Here is a 16,579-nt window from a genome sequence, read left to right as displayed (position 1 = left end):
GCGCGTCACGGCCTCCCGTCGCCGTTCCGGCCTTCCGCGTTGTGCGGGGCGTCCGCGCCGCCCGGGGCGTCCGGGGCGCCGCCGAAGACGTCCCGCCGCAGCCGCTCGCGCGTCTCGTCCAGCAGGGTGCGGGCGGCGGCGAGGGCGTCGTCGTCGAGCCGCGCGTCCCCGGCGGCCCGGCGGACGTCCTCCACGAACCGCCGCAGGTGCCGCTCGAGCTTGAGGCGGGCGACGTCCTCCGCGGACCCGGTCGCCGTCTTCCAGGCGTCCTCCCACGTCTGCCGCCACTCCTCCTTCCACGCCTGCGTCTGGTCGCGCCAGTGGTCCTTCTGCCGCCGCCACTCGTCCTTCTGCCGCTCGGTGGTCTCCCGCCACACGTCCTTCTGCCGCTCGGACGTCTCGCGCCACGCGTCCTTCGACGCCGTGCGGCCCTGGTCGCGCATCGTCTTGGCGGCCTGGCTCAGCTCCTCGCGCAGCGTCCGGACGGTCTGCCGCACGTCCTGCTGGACGCCCCGGGCGAACTCCTGCGCCGACGCGGAGATCTCCTCCTCCAGGTCGGCGAGCTCGTCCATCCGGCGCTCCAGCTCCTCGCGCCCCTTGTCGGTCAGCGAGTACACCTTCTTGCCCTTGATCACCTCGTGGGTGACCAGGCCCTCCGACTCCAGCCGGGCCAGCCGCGGGTAGATCGTGCCGGGGGAGGGGGAGTAGACGCCGAGGAAGCGGTCCTGCAGCAGCCGGATCATCTCGTAGCCGTGGCGCGGGCTCTCCTGCAGCAGCTTCAGCAGGTAGAGCCGGAGGCGGCCGTGGCCGAAAACGGGGCTCAACTCACTTCTCCATTCCGGGGGCGTCGATCCCCGGCGCGTCGTCCTCGGCGCGCCCGAGGAGCGTGACGGCGCCGGACACGGTGTTGACCGCGACCCGCCCGGAACCGTCGCCGATCTTGCCGTTGACGCTGCGCGAGACCGTCCGGTCCTGGTGGTCCAGCTCGGGGAACGACGTCTCGATGCGCCCGGCGGCCGAGTTCAGCGACACGTGCGCGCCCGCCGACTCGGGGATCCGCAGCGCGACCTCCCCGGACACGCTGTTGACCTCGATCCGGCACTCGCCGGGCAGGTCGAGGTCGGCGGCGATGCGCCCGCTGACCGTCCGCGCGGCGAGCCGCTCGATCGACGCGCCGGCCAGCGAGAGGTCCCCGGACACGGACGTGAACGCGACCGTGCCGTCCAGTCCCTGCGCCTCGATCGCCCCGGACACGGTGTTCGCGTCGATCGCGCCCGCCACCCCGTCGAGCGTCACGTCGCCCGACGCGCTCTTGATGGACGTCCGGACCGTCATCCCCGTGACGACCGCGTCCGCCGACACCAGGTTCAGGCTCACCGGGCAGTCGTGCGGGACGGTCACGGTGATCGTCGCCCGCGCCTTCTGCGTGCGCAGCCAGGTGAGGACGCCCTCCCACAGCTTCTCGTGGCTGACCGTCAGCATCCCGGCCTCGTGCGACACCGCCAGCGGCGGCCCCTCCACGTCACCGATCATGATCGACGGCCGCTCGTCGGAGGCCAGTACCGAGACGCTGCCCGCGATCAGCGTCGCCCGCAGGGCCACCACGCCGTCGAAGTCGAGGGTGGTCGGTTCGTCGATCGTCCAACGCGACATGTCGCCTGCCCTTCCGCCGAGGACCCGTTCCGATCAACACGATATGTCGCGTCGCCGGAAAGTCAAGACATATCGCGTTGTCAGTCGTCGTCCTCGTCGTCGAGGCGGGCGAGCCACGTGGCCAGCCGCTCGACGGGGGTCTCGAACTCCGGGTTGAGGTCGACGAACTCGCGCAGGCGCTCGGCGAGCCAGGCGAGCGACACCTCCTCCTCGCCGCGCCGGTCCGTCAGCTCCTCGATGCCGCGGTCGGTGAAGTACATGCCGGTAGATCCTCTATGTCCAGGGACGCCGAGGGCCCCGGCGCGCGCGCCGGAGCCCTCGGGTGCCGCGTTCCGCTACTTCTGCTCGCCGAACAGCCGCGCCATCAGCGCGTCCTGCTCCGCCTGGTGCAGCTTCGCCGACCCCACCGCGGGGGACGACGACGCCGGGCGCGACACCCGCGACATCTTCAGCCCCTCGATGTGGTGCGGCAGCTTCAGCGCCATGAACGGCCAGGCGCCCATGTTCGCCGGCTCGTCCTGCACCCACACGACCTCGACGTCCGCGGGGTACTTCGCGAGCTCCGCCTTGATCTCGTCCACCGGCGGCGGGTACAGCCGCTCGACCCGCACGATCGCGGTGTCGGTGGCGCCGGCGGCCTCCCGCGCCTTCACCGTCTCGTAGTAGATCTTGCCGGTGGTCAGCAGCACCCGCCGGACGTTCTTCGCCTCGATCGCCGGGTCGCTCTCCGGGATGACCGGCTGGAACGCGCCGTCGGTGATGTCCGCGACCTTCGACATCGCCGCCTTGAGCCGCAGCAGGTACTTCGGCGTGAACACGACCAGCGGCTTGCCGCGGCCCGACAGCACCTGCCAGCGCAGCAGGTGGAAGTAGTTCGCCGGGGTCGTCGGGTAGACCACCGTCATGTTGTCCTGCGCGCACAGCTGCAGGTAGCGCTCGATGCGCGCGGACGAGTGGTCCGGCCCCTGGCCCTCGTAGCCGTGCGGCAGCAGCAGCACGACGCTGGAGTGCTGGCCCCACTTCTGCTCACCGGACGAGATGTACTCGTCGACGATGTTCTGGGCGCCGTTCGCGAAGTCGCCGAACTGGGCCTCCCACGCCACGAGCGCGTCCGGGCGGGTCATCGAGTAGCCGTACTCGAAGCCCATCGCCGCGTACTCGCTGAGCAGCGAGTCGTGCACGTAGAACTTCGACACGCCCTGGTCGAACCGCTTGAGCGGGGTGTACTCTTCGCCCGTCTTGCGGTCCACCAGCACCGCGTGCCGCTGGCCGAACGTGCCGCGCCGGGTGTCCTGCCCGACGAGCCGCACCGGGCGGCCGTCGATCAGCAGCGAGCCCATCGCCAGCAGCTCGCCGGTCGCCCAGTCGATCGCGTCGTCGTCGATCGACTGCACGCGGCGCTGCAGGATCGGCTGGAGCCGCGGATGCACGGTGAAGCCCTCGGGCAGCGTGACCTGCGTCTCGATGATCCGCTTGACCGTCTCCACCGGGATCGCGGTCCCCGCCGACTTGTGGTCGATCGGGATGCTCTCCTCGACGTCCGGCTTGACCACCGAGCCCGGCTCCAGCGGCTTCTTGACCGCCTCGCGGGTCTCGGTGAACGCCCGCTCGAGCTGCTCCTGGTAGTCGCGGAGCGCCTGCTCGGCCTCCTCGACCGTGATGTCGCCGCGGCCGATCAGCGCCTCGGTGTACAGCTTGCGCACCGACCGCTTCGCGTCGATCAGGTCGTACATCAGCGGCTGCGTGAACGAGGGGTTCTCGCCCTCGTTGTGGCCCCGCCGCCGGTAGCAGACCATGTCGATGACGACGTCCTTCTTGAACGTCTGCCGGTACTCGAACGCCAGCCGCGCCACCCGCGCGCACGCCTCCGGGTCGTCCCCGTTGACGTGGAAGATCGGCGCCTGGATCATCCGCGCCACGTCCGTCGAGTACACGCTGGACCGCGAGTACTCGGGCGCCGTGGTGAACCCGACCTGGTTGTTGATGATCACGTGGACGGTGCCGCCCGTCCGGTAGCCGCGCAGCTGCGACAGGTTCAGCGTCTCGGCGACGACGCCCTGCCCCGCGAACGCCGCGTCCCCGTGCACGAGGATCGGCAGCACGCTGAAGCCCGCCTCGCCGACGTCCAGCAGGTCCTGCTTGGCGCGGACGACGCCCTCCAGCACCGGGTCGACCGTCTCCAGGTGGGACGGGTTCGCGACCAGCTCGGTGTGGATCTTGGAGCCGTCGTCGGCGACGAAGTCGCCGGACGCCCCCAAGTGGTACTTCACGTCCCCGGAGCCCTGCGCGCTGCGCGGGTCGAGGTTGCCCTCGAACTCGCCGAAGATCTGCCCGTAGGACTTGCCGACGATGTTCGCCAGCACGTTCAGCCGGCCGCGGTGCGCCATGCCGATGACGACCTCGTCCAGGCTGGCCTTCGCCGCCGCGGAGATCACCGAGTCCAGCAGCGGGATGACGGACTCGCCGCCCTCCAGCGAGAACCGCTTCTGCCCGACGAACTTCGTCTGCAGGAACGTCTCGAACGCCTCGGCGTTGTTGAGGCGCCGCAGCACGTGCAGCTGCTCCTCACGCGACGGCTTGTCGTGCGGGACCTCGACGCGCTCCTGGATCCAGGCCCGCTCCTCGGGGTCCTGGATGTGCATGTACTCGATGCCGACGGTCCGGCAGTAGGCCATCCGCAGCACGCCGAGGATGTCGCGCAGCTGCATCGTCGGCTTGCCGCCGAACCCGCCCGTCGCGAACTCGCGCTCCAGGTCCCACAGCGTGAGCCCGTGCTTGAGGATGTCGAGGTCCGGGTGGCGGCGCTGCTTGTACTCCAGCGGGTCCGTGTCGGCCATCAGGTGGCCGCGGACCCGGTAGGCGTGGATCAGCTCGTGGACGCGCGCGACCTTGGCGACGTCGTCCTCGTGCGTCGCCGAGATGTCCTTGACCCAGCGCACCGGCTCGTACGGGATGCGCAGGGCCTCGAAGATCTCGTCGTAGAAGCCGTCCTCGCCGAGCAGCAGCTCGTGGATCCGGCGCAGGAAGTCGCCGGACTGCGCGCCCTGGATGATCCGGTGGTCGTAGGTGGAGGTCAGCGTCATGACCTTGCTGATCCCCATGCGCGACAGCGTCTCGCCGGACGCGCCCGCGAACTCCGCCGGGTACTCCATCGCGCCCACGCCGATGATCGTCCCCTGGCCGGGCATCAGCCGCGGCACCGAGTGCACGGTGCCGATGGTGCCCGGGTTCGTCAGGCTGATCGTCGTCCCCTGGAAGTCGTCCAGGGTGAGCTTGTTGCCGCGGGCCTTGCGGACGATCTCCTCGTAGCCGGCCCAGAACTGGCGGAAGTCCAGCGTCTCGGCGGCCTTGATGCTCGGCACCACGAGCTGCCGCGACCCGTCCGGCTTCTGCAGGTCGATCGCCAGCCCGAAGTTCACGTGCTCGGGCCGGACCAGCACCGGCTTGCCGTCCACCTCGGTGAACGACGCGTTCATCTCGGGCATCGCCACGAGCGCCTTGACGATCGCGTACCCGATCAGGTGCGTGAAGGAGACCTTCCCGCCGCGCCCGCGCTTCAGGTGGTTGTTGATGACGATGCGGTTGTCGATCAGCAGCTTCGCCGGGACGGCGCGCACGCTGGTCGCGGTCGGCACCGCCAGGCTGGACTCCATGTTGGTGGCCGTCCGGGCCGCGACGCCGCGGAGCTTGACCTCCTCCGCGCCCGCCGGCACCGGCGGCGGCGCCGGCTGCTTCTTCTCGGCCTTCGGCGCCGGCTTGGCGGGCGGCTGCTGCTTCGGTGTCGGCGGAGCCGCCGTGCCGTTCGCGCCCTTGGGGGCCGCGGCGCCCGTCGACGGGCCCGGGGTGCTCGCGGCAGGCCGGCTGTCCGGCTGGTAGTCCGCGAAGAAGTTCCACCAGGCTTCGTCAACCGAGTTCGGGTCTTCGAGGTACTTCTGGTACAGCTCGTCGACCAACCACTCGTTGGCGCCGAAATCTGTCATCTTCGGGTCGGCACTAGGTTGCGACGACTCTGTCGACACGGCGGAGATCGCCCTCTTCCGCAGCTCGCAGGTAAGTGTTGAGACGTGTCAAGGCTATCGCGTGTTTATTGCGCCGTCCCCGGCTGCGTGGATCGCGCCACTCTCCGCTCCAGACCCCGGGGGCCCTCCTCCAACGGGCGCCGCCTGCGATCGCCGCGTCGCCCGGAAGGTGCCCTCGCGATCGGGCGCTCACTCCGCCCGCCCCTGGCGTCGCCCGCGATCGCGGCGGCCCGGCCATCCGGGTGGGCGAGGTGTCGGCCGGGGAGCGCACCCACGCCTCCCCGGAAAACCCCGGCACTCGCCTTCACCCGAGAACGCCCCCCGAAAAAAGTGACGAAGGTCACGGTTTGAAACGTCGCAATAGCAGCCACATCAGCCCGACCCCAGAACCCTCGGCGTCGGCGTGAGGGGTACGTCCCCGGCCACCGCTCCCTCAGCCCGAGGCGACCGGCGCCACCGCGATTGCGAGCGAAGCCAAGTTCGAGCTTGCGAGAACTTGATCGCGCAGTGAGCCGCCAGGCGAGTCGGAGCGATGCAGCAATCGCAGCAAGGCCCGTTGAAGGAAGGCCCCCTGGGGCCTGACGCCGAGGGTCTTGCAATAAGCACGTGAGCCGCCAGGCGAGTCGGAGCGATGCGGCAATCGCCAGTGGCGCCGGTGAAGGAGGACCCCAGGGCCCGACGCCGAGGCGCCGCTCAGTGAGTGTGCGGCGCGACGGTGGGGCCTTCGCTGGCCTGGACGAGGACGAAGCCCTGGCCCTGGTAGGCGAGCTGCATGGCTTCGCCGCTGCCGCGGCCGATGAGGGCGCCGGCCTTGAAGGTCTTGTTGACTCCGACCTGGAGCGTGGTGCTCCATGCGACGGCGGACTGGCCGTCGGCGAAGGTGGGGGCGCGGCCGCAGTCGAGCATGACGGGGGTGCCGTGGGTGGTGAGGGCGACCCAGCCGGTGCCCTGGAGGGTCGTGTTGAACAGGCCGCCCGCGGCGATGCCCGCGCCCTGGACGCGCTGGATGTCGGACTGGAGGTGGGAGTCGTAGGCGAGGATGTTGGAGCCGTTGACGGTGAGGCCCTCGTTCTCCAGGTAGAAGAGGTGGATGTCGTCGGCGTCGTTGGCGACGAACAGCAGGCCCTGGCCGCGGACGCGCATCAGGGGCACGCCCTCGCCGGTGAGGGCCTTCTTGAGGAACTTGCCCATGCCTCCGGAGCCCTCGTAGTCGAAGTCCATCTGCCCCTGGAAGGCGACCATCGAGCCCTGCCGGGCCAGGACGTCGCCGTTGAGGTGGATCCGGAGCATCTTGGAGTTCTGGAGGGCGAAGTGGCCGGGGAGCTGCTGTCCCTGGTCCATGTTCCCGAAGAACTGGCTGCGCATGGTCGGGGCCTCTCGGTGCGGGTTATCTGCCGGTTCCGCAGCATAACGATGGGTCGGGACAGTGGTGACCAGGCCGTGATCATTCGTCCCAGGCGATCGCGGGCCCCTTGGGGACGACGCCGGACGGGTTGATGTTGCGCTGCGTCACGTAGTAGTGCCGCTTGATGTGGTCGAAGTCCGTCGTCTCGCCGAACGCGGGGATCGCGTACAGGGCGCGCGCGTAGGCCCAGAGGTTCGGGTAGTCGGTGAGGCGTCGCAGGTTGCACTTGAAGTGCGAGTAGTAGACGGCGTCGAAGCGCGCGAGGGTGGGGTAGAGCCGGACGTCCGCCTCGGTGATGTCGTCGCCGAAGAGGAACCGGCGGTCGGCCAGGCGCTCCTCCAGGGTGTCCAGGGTGGCGAAGAGGGCGTCGAAGGCGTCCTCGTACGCGTCCTGGGAGGTGGCGAAGCCGGCCTTGTAGACGCCGTTGTTGACGGTCCGGTAGACGAGGTCGTTCAGTTCGTCGATCTCGGGCCGGAGGGCTTCTGGGTAGAGGTCGGGCGCGCCGGGGCGGTGGAACGCGGTGAACTCCGTCTCGAACATCGTCGTGATGTTCGGGAAGTCGTTCGTGACGAGGCGTTCGGTGCGGGCGTCCCAGATGCAGGGCACGGTGTAGCGGCCCTCGAAGGACGGGTCGCGCGCCAGGTAGAGCTCGGAGAGGAACTCGGCGTTCGTGACCGGGTCGCGCTCGGGGAACCGCCAGCCGCGCTCGTCCCTGATCGGGTCGACGACGCCGACGCCGACGGCGTCCTCCAGCCCGAGGAGGCGGCGGACGATCAGTGTGCGGTGGGCCCACGGGCACGCGTAGGACACGAGCAGCCGGTAGCGGCCGGTTTCGGCCGGGTAGCCGGACGAGCCGTCGGCGGTGATGCGGTCGGTGAAGCGGTTCGGCTGCCGGACGAACCGGCCGCCCTCGACCTCCTGCACGGACATGCCGATTCCTCCTTCGGAGAAGGTTCTGCTCGCCACGATAGTCAGATCTGCATGCGTCCGGAGAAGACCGGAAGGTCCAGATGAGTACGGACGCCGGGGGCGGCGCGGCACACGGCGGGGATCGAGTTCAGCGCGTGCGCGGCGGCGGCCGAGACGTCGTCGGACACCCAGGCGTCGTCGGTGGTGAGGGCGAGGGCCGGGCGGCCGTCGACGCGGACGGAGTGCCCCGGTTCGCCCCAGTCGGGGACGCGCGCGGCGTCGGCCTTGTAGATCACCTCGGCGGTGATCGCGGGACGGGCGCCGATGAGGCCGCTGAACGTCCAGCGGGCCGCCGCGACGGTGCCGCGCGGGATGCGGCCGGCGGCGATGTCCAGGTCGGTTCCGGCGAGCCGGTGGTCGACGTCCACGTCGATCTCGTCGAGGTCGGCGCCGAGGCCGGCGGCGACGAGGTGGAGGCACTCGGAGTAGAGGGCGCGCATGGCGGTGCGGGCCGGGCGGAGGGAGCGCAGGAACGCGTCCTCGTCCCGGCCGATCCCGAGCATGTGGTGGACCATCCCCCAGGACGGGTGCCGGGACAGGTCGGAGCACTCGCGGGAGTACACGTGCGTGATGCGGCGGACCAGCCGGGCGAGGAGGAGGGGGAGGACGTCGGCCATGAAGCCGCTGTTGAACCCGGTGCCGTGGACGGACGTGCCGCCCTGCTTGCACGCCCGCTCGAGTTCGGCGACGAGGTGGGGGCCGTGGGCCGCGGGGTAGACGAGCCCGTTGGTGCAGATGACGTTCTTGCCCGAGGCGAGGAGGGCGCAGACGGTGTCGATGTCGTCGAGCGGGGGCCGTCCGGGCGCGTAGACGACGCAGTCGGCGTCCAGGGCGAGGACGTCGTCGAGCTCGCGGGTCGCGAGGACGCCGGTCGGCGGGCGCCCGGCGAGCGTGCCCGCGTCGGAGCCCTCCTTGGCGAGGGTGTGCACCCACACGCCGGCCAGTTCCATGTCGGGGCGGTCGAGGACACCGCGGATGACGCTGCGGCCGAGTGCGCCGGTGGCCCACTGGACGACGCGGAACGGGCGGTCGGAAGAGGTCATGGGCTGCTCCTCGCGGCGTCGTACGGGCGAGCCGATGGGGCAGGAGACTACGCCGAGGCTCCGGCGAATTGCGGCAAATGACGCAACTTTCCCTCGTGTCCCAATGTACGCGGGACTGAGGTCCCACCCCGGTGGGAAAGATTCACGGGGGCCGCTCCCGAGCGGGATTCGGTTAGGTGGTACCACTGGGTAACCCCCGGGTGATTACCTGGGGGCGTAGTCGGTGCTCGATGTGAGGAGACACAGATGGCGGAACTGCGCTACGACGGCCGGGTCGCGGTCGTGACCGGTGCGGGGCACGGGCTCGGCCGGCAGCACGCGCTGGAGCTGGCCTCCCGCGGCGCGAAGGTCGTCGTGAACGACCTCGGCGGCGACCGCTCGGGCGTCGGCGCCGACGCCGGCCCGGCGCAGCAGGTCGTCGACGAGATCAAGAAGAACGGCGGCGAGGCCGTCGCCAACCCCGACAACGTCGCCACCCCCGAGGGCGCGCAGGCGATCGTCCAGACCGCGCTGGACACGTTCGGCAAGGTCGACATCGTCATCAACAACGCGGGCATCCTGCGCGACAAGTCGTTCAAGAACATGACCCCGGAGGAGTTCGACGCGGTCATCGCCGTCCACCTGCGCGGCTCGTTCCTGGTCTCCAGCGCCGCCTGGCCGCACCTGCGCGAGCAGGGCTACGGGCGGATCGTCAACACCTCGTCCCCCGCGGGCCTCTTCGGCAACTTCGGCCAGGCCAACTACTCGACGGCCAAGATGGGCCTCGTCGGCTTCACCAAGACCCTCGCGCAGGAGGGCGCCAAGTACGGCATCAAGGCCAACGCGATCGCCCCGGTCGCCTGGACCCGGATGACCGAGGACCTCCTCCCCGCCGACTTCGCCGACAAGCTCGGCGTCGACCAGGTCACCCCGCTGGTCGCCTTCCTCGTGCACGACAGCGTCGAGGACTCCGGCGAGGTCTACACGGTCGGCGGCGGCCGCATCGCCAAGATCTTCGTGGCGGAGGGCCCCGGCTACGGGCAGAAGTCGACGCTGTCGGTGGAGGACGTCCGGGACAACTGGACGGCCATCAACTCCGGCGACCCGCTCACGGTCTTCAAGAACGTGGGCGAGCAGATGGGGCCGCTCATCAAGCAGCTCACCTCCTGAGCCGTTGAGCGGGCTGAAGCTCGACCGCCGGGACGGGGTCCTCACGATCACCCTGGCCCGCCCGGAACGCCTCAACGCCGTCGACGGCGCGCTGACCGAGGAGATGCTCGACGTCCTCAACGGCCTGATGCGCGACCCCGCGACCCGGGTCGTCGTGCTCACCGGCGAGGGCCGCGGGTTCTGCTCCGGGATGGACATCCAGGGCGGCGGCGCGGACGACGGCGCGGAGGCCGCGGAGGGACGCGTCCAGCGGCTCTACCGGGGCATCGCGAACGGCGGCGAGGTCACCGCGCGGCTCCGGGAGATCCCGCAGCCGGTGATCGCGGCGCTGCACGGGCCGGTCGCCGGGATGGGCGTGTCGTGGGCGCTGGCCTGCGACCTGCGCGTCGCCGACCCGACCACCCGGTTCGTCGTCCCGTTCACCGACCTCGGCCTGTCGGCCGGGGACTGCGGGCTGTCCTGGCTGCTGCCCCGGCTCGTCGGCCCCGCGAAGGCCGCCGAGATCTCCTACCGGGCGCAGCGGCTGGACGCGGCGCGCGCTCTCGACCTCGGGCTGCTCACCGAGATCGTCGACGAGGGCGGGGACCTCGCGGGCGCGCACGCGCTCGCCGACGAACTGCTCACCAAGTCGCCGTACGGGCTGCGGCGCACGAAGGAACTGCTCAACATGGCGCTGGACGCCCCCGGCCTGCGGCGCCAGCTCGCGGCGGAGACGGGCGTGCAGACCCTCGCGTTCTTCAGCGAGGACCTCGCCGAAGGCATGGCCGCGACGCTCCAGAAGCGCCGCCCCGAGTTCAAGAACCGCTGACAGACCGCGAGGGCCGCGGCGGGACGTCGTCCCGCCGCGGCCCTCGCGTCGCGCGTGCTCCGGCCCCCTGCGGCCGCGTGGGGCCCGGAGGCCCCGCGGCGTCCCGCGGGCCGCTCAGTCGGCGAGAGCCGTGGCGAGCGCCTCGACGTAGCGGAGCGCGGCGAGGCGGGCCAGCGCCGGGTGCGGGCCCAGCGGCGCCGCGTACCCGGCCCCGATGGCCTCGGCGGCCGCCGCGACGTACGCCGTCTCCGGCTCGATGCCGATCAGGTGCGGCGCGATCGCCACCGACGCGGCGCCGGTCGCGCGGAGCTGGTCCGCGACGGACTTCACCGCGGCCTCGTCCGCGAGCGACGCCGTGAACACCGGGGCCGCCAGCCGGGACGCCAGCAGCACGCCGGTCACCTCCGCCTGCCGCACCGCGTCGGGGCCGCCCGGCGTGGCGACGACGAACCCGGACGCGGCCGTCACCATCGTCATCATCCGGATCCGGTCGGCGCGCGCCAGGCCGGCGTCCGCGAGCCGGTCGTGCAGCGCCTCGGCGATCAGCGGGTGCGGGCCCAGCGGCTCGGCGGCGACGGCCGGCACCGGCGCGTTCGCGACGGCCGCGCGGACGGCGTCGTCCAGCGCCGGATCGGGACCGGTGGACAGCGGGACCACCACCGCCGCGAGCTCCCCCTCCTGCCGCGGCAGCCCGGCGAGGACCCCGTGCAGGGACGCCTCGCCCCCCTCCAGGTGCCCGACGTGGGCGCGCTGGCCGGTGTGCTCGATCTCGACGAGCCGGGCGAGCTCGTCCGCGATCTCCGTACCGGGGCGCCGGGCGCCGGGAACGGCCAGGACCAGCGCGGGGGATCCGGGGGGCAGCAGGAAGGACTCGTCGCCGCGGTGGCGGCCGCCGCGGGGGGTGCGGCGGCGTCGCGACGGAAGTGCCTCGGATGCCTGGCTTTCGGGACTCACGGCGGGCATCGTAACGTCCCGCGCCGCACCTGTCGGCGTCCCGGCCTGATGAAGCCGGTATCTGTGACCCTGTCGTGAGGGAGGGGAGACAGATGCGTAGTACCGGGTTGCGGGGGAATTGACCGGTCCCTTTATCATCGCGGGAACCCTCCGTAACGGGACGCTGACACCGGTCTGATGACGCTCGGTCGCCGATCACCCCGAACCCGTGACGTAGTAGGCTCCGCAGACCCCCGTACACGACGCATCGGGAGGTTTCCCCCCGCATGTTCCACCCCCGAGTGCCGAGACCCGAACCCGTGAGCAGGGGCTGTCGACCGTGACGACCTCGCGTTTCTCCTCCATCCGGTCGCGGATCACGCTGCTGGTCCTCGCGCCGCTGCTGGCCGTCGCGTCGCTGTGGGCGTTCCTGACCGCCGTCACCTACGGCGACGCGAACCAGCTCATGCAGGCGCGGGCGTTCCAGGAGAAGGCGGTGCAGCCCACGCAGCGGCTCATCGACGCGCTGCAGAAGGAGCGGCGCCTGTCGATGACCGCGATCGGCAACGGCGGGCCGGAGCTGCGCGACCAGCGGCTCGCCACCGACCGGGCCGCCGCGTTCGTGGCGTCGGGCGCCCGCGACGAGGGCCTGCGCGAGGACCTCCTGCCGCAGGTGGTCGGCCGGTGGGACGCGCTCGTGAGCGAACTGCGGTCCCTGGACGCCGTCCGCGCCGGCGTCGACCAGGCGACCGACGACCGCGCGACCGTCCTGCGGGACTACACCTCCCTCATCGACGCCGGGTTCGCCGTCTACACCGCCACGACCCCCGGCAACGGCGAGATCACCGCCGACGCGCAGACGCTCGTGCTGATGGGCCGCGCCCGCGAGTTCCTCGCCCGCGAGGACGCGCTGCTCACCGCCGCCCTCGCGGACGGGCGCCTCACCGCCACCGAGCGCGGCGAGTTCGCGCAGCTCGTCGGAGCGCAGCGGTACCTGTACGAGGACAACGTCAAGAACCTCCCCGAGGGCGGGCGCGAGCAGTTCGAGCAGTTCGCGGCGTCCGAGGAGCTCCGCCGCTTCCGGCAGCTCGAGGACCGCGTCGTCCGCGGCGCCCCCGCGACCGCCGCGGCCGGCAACGCGGCGGCGAACCGGGCCGCGCCGCCCGTCGCCCTCGCCGACTGGCGGGCCGCCGCCGACGCCGCCAACGCGGGACTGTTCCGCCTGGAGAACCGGGTCCTGGACGACCTCACCGCCCGGGCCCGCGGCATCGCGACGGACGTGTTCGTCCGGCTCGGCGCCGCCGCCGGGCTCGGCCTGCTCGCGGTCGCGCTGTCGGTGTTCATCGCCGCCCGCGTCTCCCGCCGGCTCGTCCGCGAGTGCCGCACCCTCGCCGACGCCGTCGTCGACTTCACCCAGCGGCGGCTGCCGCGGCTCGCCGAGCAGATCCGCGCCGGCCGCCCCGCCGAAGCCCGCACCCTCCGCGACGAGGACTTCCACATCAACGAGGTCCGGCAGATCGCCGAGTCCTTCGACCGCGCCCACGAAGCCGTGATCGTCGCCGCCGAGGGCGAGATCGCGGCGCGGCGCGGCATCAGCGAGGTCTTCGTGAACCTCGCGCGCCGCAACCAGGCCCTCCTGCACCGGCAGCTCAGCCTCCTCGACACGATGGAGCGCCGCACCGAGGACCCGGCCGAGCTGTCCGACCTGTTCCGCCTCGACCACCTCGCCACCCGCATGCGCCGGCACGCCGAGGGCCTGGTGATCCTCGCGGGCAAGACCGCGGGCCGCGGCTGGCGCCGTCCCGTCCCGCTCGTGGACGTCGTGCGCGGCGCGGTCGCCGAGGTCGAGGACTACCCGCGGGTCCGGGTGCAGCCGCTGCCGCGCGTCTCGCTGCTCGGCTCGGCCGTCGCGGACGTCGTCCACCTGCTGGCCGAGGTCGTGGAGAACGCCACCACGTTCTCGCCGCCGCAGTCGCCGGTGCGGGTCAGCGGGCACCCCGTCGCCAACGGGTTCGCGATCGAGGTCGAGGACCGCGGGCTCGGCATGACCGAGGAGGCCATCCGCGCCGCGAACGCCCGGCTGGCCGACCCGCCCGAGTTCGACCCCACCGACAGCGCCCAGCTCGGCCTGTTCGTCGTCGCGCGGCTCGCCGCACGGCACGACGTCAAGGTCACGCTGCGGCCGTCCCCGTACGGCGGCACGACCGCCATCGCGCTCATCCCCGCCTCCCTCCTGGTGGAGCCCGCCGAGCAGGAGCGGCTCCAGCGCAGGAGCAGCGGGCCGATGCCCGCGATCCAGCAGCCGACCGCGGCGCTGGCCGCCGGCGCCCGCCCGGCGGAGGAGACGGGCGGCGTCGTCCGGCTCGTCGCCGAGGCGGAGCCCGTCCGGCCGCAGCCCGCGCCGGAGCCCGAACCCGAGCCCGTCCGGCAGGAGGCCGCGCCGGAGCCCGTCCGGCCGGAGCCCGTCCCGGAGCCGCCGCCCGAGCCGGAGCCGCCGCTGAAGGACGGCGAACTGCCCAAGCGCAGGCGGCAGACGCACCTCGCGCCGCAGCTCAAGGAGCGCGTCGACGCCCACCTCGCCGCCCAGGGCCGCACGCCCCCCGAACCCGCCGCGCCGCCGGAGGCGCCGCCTCCGGCGCCCGCGTGGTCCGCGCCGCCGTCCGTCGGCCGGCACGCCGCACCGCCGCCGGAGGCGCCGCTGTCCGCGCCCGTCCCCGCCGACGGGCCCGACGGGGCGCGCTCGCCCGAGGCGCTGCGGTCCATGATGTCGGCCATGCAGCAGGGCTGGCAGCGCGGCCGGGACGAGTCGGCGGCGGACGAACAGACTTCGCAGAACCGAGGCGACCAGGAGGACGACACCCCATGACAGATGCCCAGCACTCCGGCGCGGAGCCCGCTGGCGGCGGCCTGAACTGGCTGCTCGACAGCCTCGTCGACCGTGTCGCGCCCGTGCAGAACGCGGTGGTGCTGTCCAGCGACGGGCTGCGCATGGCCGCGTCCCGCGGACTGGCCGAGGACGAGTCGGACCACCTCTCGGCCGTCGCGGCGAGCTTCCAGAGCCTCGCCCGCGGCGCCGGCGAGTCGTTCGGCGGCGGCCCGGTCCGGCAGACCATCGTGGAGATGGAGTCGTCGTTCCTGTTCGTCACCGCCGCCGGGCGCGGCGCGTGCCTGGCCGTGCTCGCCGACGCCGACGCCGACCTCGGGATCATCGCCTACGAGATGGCCATGCTCGTCACCCGCGTCGGCCAGCACCTGTCGGCCGACCCCCGCGTCGCCGCGGTCGAGCCGGGCGGCGGGTGACATGGAACGCTCGGAGGGGGCGGGCTGGTACGACGACGCGGCCGGGCCCGTCGTCCGCCCGTACGCGCTCACCGGCGGGCGGACCCACCACGACGACGCCGACCAGTTCGACATGGTCGCCCTCATCGTCGCCGCACCGCGCCCGGGCGACCGGGAGGACGACCGCGGCCCCGCGTCCGGGTGGGCCCCGGAGCCGGAACATGACATGATCTTGGAGCTTTGCCGCACCCCGTTGTCGGTTGTCGAGATAGCGTCGGATCTGGAACTTCCCCTCGGAGTCGTCCGGGTCCTTCTCGGCGACCTGCTCGACCACTCGCTGATCGAGGTTCGACGCCCCGCGCCGGTGGCGCAGTTCCCCAGCGAGCGCGTACTCAAGGAAGTGATCGATGGAATCCGTGCGCTCTGACGCGGTCGCCTCGGCGGGCGATTCCGCGCTGACCGTCAAGATCCTGGTCGCCGGTGGTTTCGGCGTCGGCAAGACCACCCTGGTGAGCGCCGTCAGCGAGATCCGGCCGCTGCGCACCGAGGAGTCCCTGACCGAGAAGAGCATCGGGATCGACGACACCAGCGCCGTCGCCCAGAAGACGACGACGACCGTCGCGATGGACTTCGGCCGCATCACGCTGCCGAACGGCCTGGTGCTCTTCGTGTTCGGAACCCCCGGCCAGGACCGTTTCTGGTTCATGTGGGACGAACTGGCCAAGGGCGCCCTCGGCGCGGTCGTGCTGGTCGACACCCGCCGGCTCGCCGACTGCTTCGCGTCCGTGGACTACTTCGAGCGGCGCGGCGTCCCCTTCATCATCGGGGTCAACCGCTTCGACGGCGCGGGCCACCACCCGCCCGAACAGGTCCGCGACGCCCTGGACCTGCCGCCGGACGTCCCGGTGATCTCCTGCGACGTCCGGGACCGGGAGGACGCCAAGCGCGTCCTCATCACCCTGGTCGAACACATCATGCGAACCATGAGCACCCAGCGCGTCGCATCTCATTAGCGTCACGTTTCACCGGCGTCGCCCTCGGCGTCAGGCCCCGGGGGGCCTTCCCTCAACGGGCGCCGCGGTGCGATCGCCGCATCGCTCCGACTCGTCCGAGGGCTCGCCGCGCGATCAGGTTCTCGCAAGCTCGAACCTGCCTCCGGTCGCGATAGCCGTGGCCCCGGCCCCCTCGGGCCGGGGCAACGCCTGACGCAGCGGCGCGCCCCCTCGCGGCCCGCGCACGCCGGTACCCGGCGGCGGCCTCGGCGGCGGCCCTCTCGGCCCCCGCCAAGGCCACCGCCCCCATGCCCGCCCAAGCCCAAGCC

The 16,579-nt window shown here is 72.2% G+C and carries 14 protein-coding genes; 6 read left to right on the top strand and 8 right to left on the bottom strand.

Annotated elements, in window-relative coordinates; translation table 11 throughout:
* Positions 1-5 precede the first annotated feature (5 nt).
* The 7 genes from DMH08_RS20545 to DMH08_RS20515 form a co-directional block, all read right to left on the bottom strand.
* Positions 6-824, bottom strand: coding sequence for a PadR family transcriptional regulator (locus tag DMH08_RS20545; RefSeq protein WP_084549894.1), 819 nt, complete (start codon positions 822-824; stop codon positions 6-8).
* A gap of 1 nt (position 825) precedes the next feature.
* Positions 826-1,653 (bottom strand): DUF4097 family beta strand repeat-containing protein, encoded by an 828-nt coding sequence (locus DMH08_RS20540; RefSeq protein WP_125617063.1) that lies wholly within the window; start codon positions 1,651-1,653, stop codon positions 826-828.
* 80 nt (positions 1,654-1,733) lie between these two features.
* Positions 1,734-1,913, bottom strand: a complete 180-nt coding sequence (locus DMH08_RS20535; protein WP_026401194.1) for a DUF6104 family protein — start codon at positions 1,911-1,913, stop codon at positions 1,734-1,736.
* A gap of 75 nt (positions 1,914-1,988) precedes the next feature.
* Positions 1,989-5,672 carry a multifunctional oxoglutarate decarboxylase/oxoglutarate dehydrogenase thiamine pyrophosphate-binding subunit/dihydrolipoyllysine-residue succinyltransferase subunit gene (locus DMH08_RS20530; protein ID WP_026401193.1) on the bottom strand — a complete coding sequence of 1,228 codons (3,684 nt, stop codon included), beginning with the start codon at positions 5,670-5,672 and terminating at the stop codon, positions 1,989-1,991.
* A 693-nt stretch (positions 5,673-6,365) separates the two neighbouring features.
* Positions 6,366-7,037 carry an AIM24 family protein gene (locus DMH08_RS20525; protein WP_026401192.1) on the bottom strand — a complete coding sequence of 224 codons (672 nt, stop codon included), beginning with the start codon at positions 7,035-7,037 and terminating at the stop codon, positions 6,366-6,368.
* Positions 7,038-7,116: 79 nt separating this feature from the next.
* On the bottom strand, positions 7,117-8,007 hold the full coding sequence (locus DMH08_RS20520) for a glutathione S-transferase family protein (protein WP_026401191.1): 891 nt from the start codon (positions 8,005-8,007) through the stop codon (positions 7,117-7,119).
* A gap of 41 nt (positions 8,008-8,048) precedes the next feature.
* A complete protein-coding gene (locus DMH08_RS20515) occupies positions 8,049-9,089 on the bottom strand; it encodes an NAD(P)H-dependent amine dehydrogenase family protein (protein WP_125617060.1) in 1,041 nt (346 codons plus the stop codon).
* Between the two features lie 246 nt (positions 9,090-9,335).
* Between DMH08_RS20515 and DMH08_RS20510 the strand changes: the two genes are divergently transcribed.
* Both DMH08_RS20510 and DMH08_RS20505 read left to right on the top strand, forming a co-directional pair.
* Positions 9,336-10,238, top strand: coding sequence for an SDR family oxidoreductase (locus DMH08_RS20510; protein ID WP_026401189.1), 903 nt, complete (start codon positions 9,336-9,338; stop codon positions 10,236-10,238).
* A 4-nt stretch (positions 10,239-10,242) separates the two neighbouring features.
* The gene (locus DMH08_RS20505) at positions 10,243-11,046 is read left to right on the top strand and encodes an enoyl-CoA hydratase/isomerase family protein (RefSeq protein WP_026401188.1); all 804 of its coding nucleotides are present in this window, start codon (positions 10,243-10,245) and stop codon (positions 11,044-11,046) included.
* 114 nt (positions 11,047-11,160) lie between these two features.
* Here DMH08_RS20505 and DMH08_RS20500 read toward each other — a convergent pair whose 3' ends face one another.
* Complete coding sequence (locus tag DMH08_RS20500) at positions 11,161-12,000, bottom strand: sirohydrochlorin chelatase (RefSeq protein ID WP_125617057.1); 840 nt, start codon at positions 11,998-12,000, stop codon at positions 11,161-11,163.
* A 319-nt stretch (positions 12,001-12,319) separates the two neighbouring features.
* Between DMH08_RS20500 and DMH08_RS20495 the strand changes: the two genes are divergently transcribed.
* From DMH08_RS20495 to DMH08_RS20480, 4 genes are read left to right on the top strand one after another with little or no spacing between them, the layout of a single operon-like run.
* A complete protein-coding gene (locus tag DMH08_RS20495; protein WP_125617054.1) occupies positions 12,320-14,845 on the top strand; it encodes a sensor histidine kinase in 2,526 nt (841 codons plus the stop codon).
* Positions 14,842-15,279, top strand: a complete 438-nt coding sequence (locus DMH08_RS20490) for a roadblock/LC7 domain-containing protein (protein ID WP_026401185.1) — start codon at positions 14,842-14,844, stop codon at positions 15,277-15,279. The genes DMH08_RS20495 and DMH08_RS20490 overlap by 4 nt, the downstream gene beginning before the upstream one ends.
* A gap of 1 nt (position 15,280) precedes the next feature.
* Positions 15,281-15,685, top strand: a complete 405-nt coding sequence (locus DMH08_RS20485; protein ID WP_026401184.1) for a DUF742 domain-containing protein — start codon at positions 15,281-15,283, stop codon at positions 15,683-15,685.
* Positions 15,666-16,271 carry a GTP-binding protein gene (locus DMH08_RS20480; protein WP_026401183.1) on the top strand — a complete coding sequence of 202 codons (606 nt, stop codon included), beginning with the start codon at positions 15,666-15,668 and terminating at the stop codon, positions 16,269-16,271. Before DMH08_RS20485 ends, DMH08_RS20480 begins: the two co-directional genes overlap by 20 nt.
* The last annotated feature ends 308 nt before the right edge of the window (positions 16,272-16,579 follow it).

Source organism: Actinomadura sp. WAC 06369 (assembly GCF_003947565.1).
GTDB lineage: Bacteria > Actinomycetota > Actinomycetes > Streptosporangiales > Streptosporangiaceae > Spirillospora > Spirillospora rifamycini.
The sequence above is the reverse complement of the archived record's forward strand: the minus strand, read 5'-3'. Positions and strand labels throughout refer to the sequence as shown.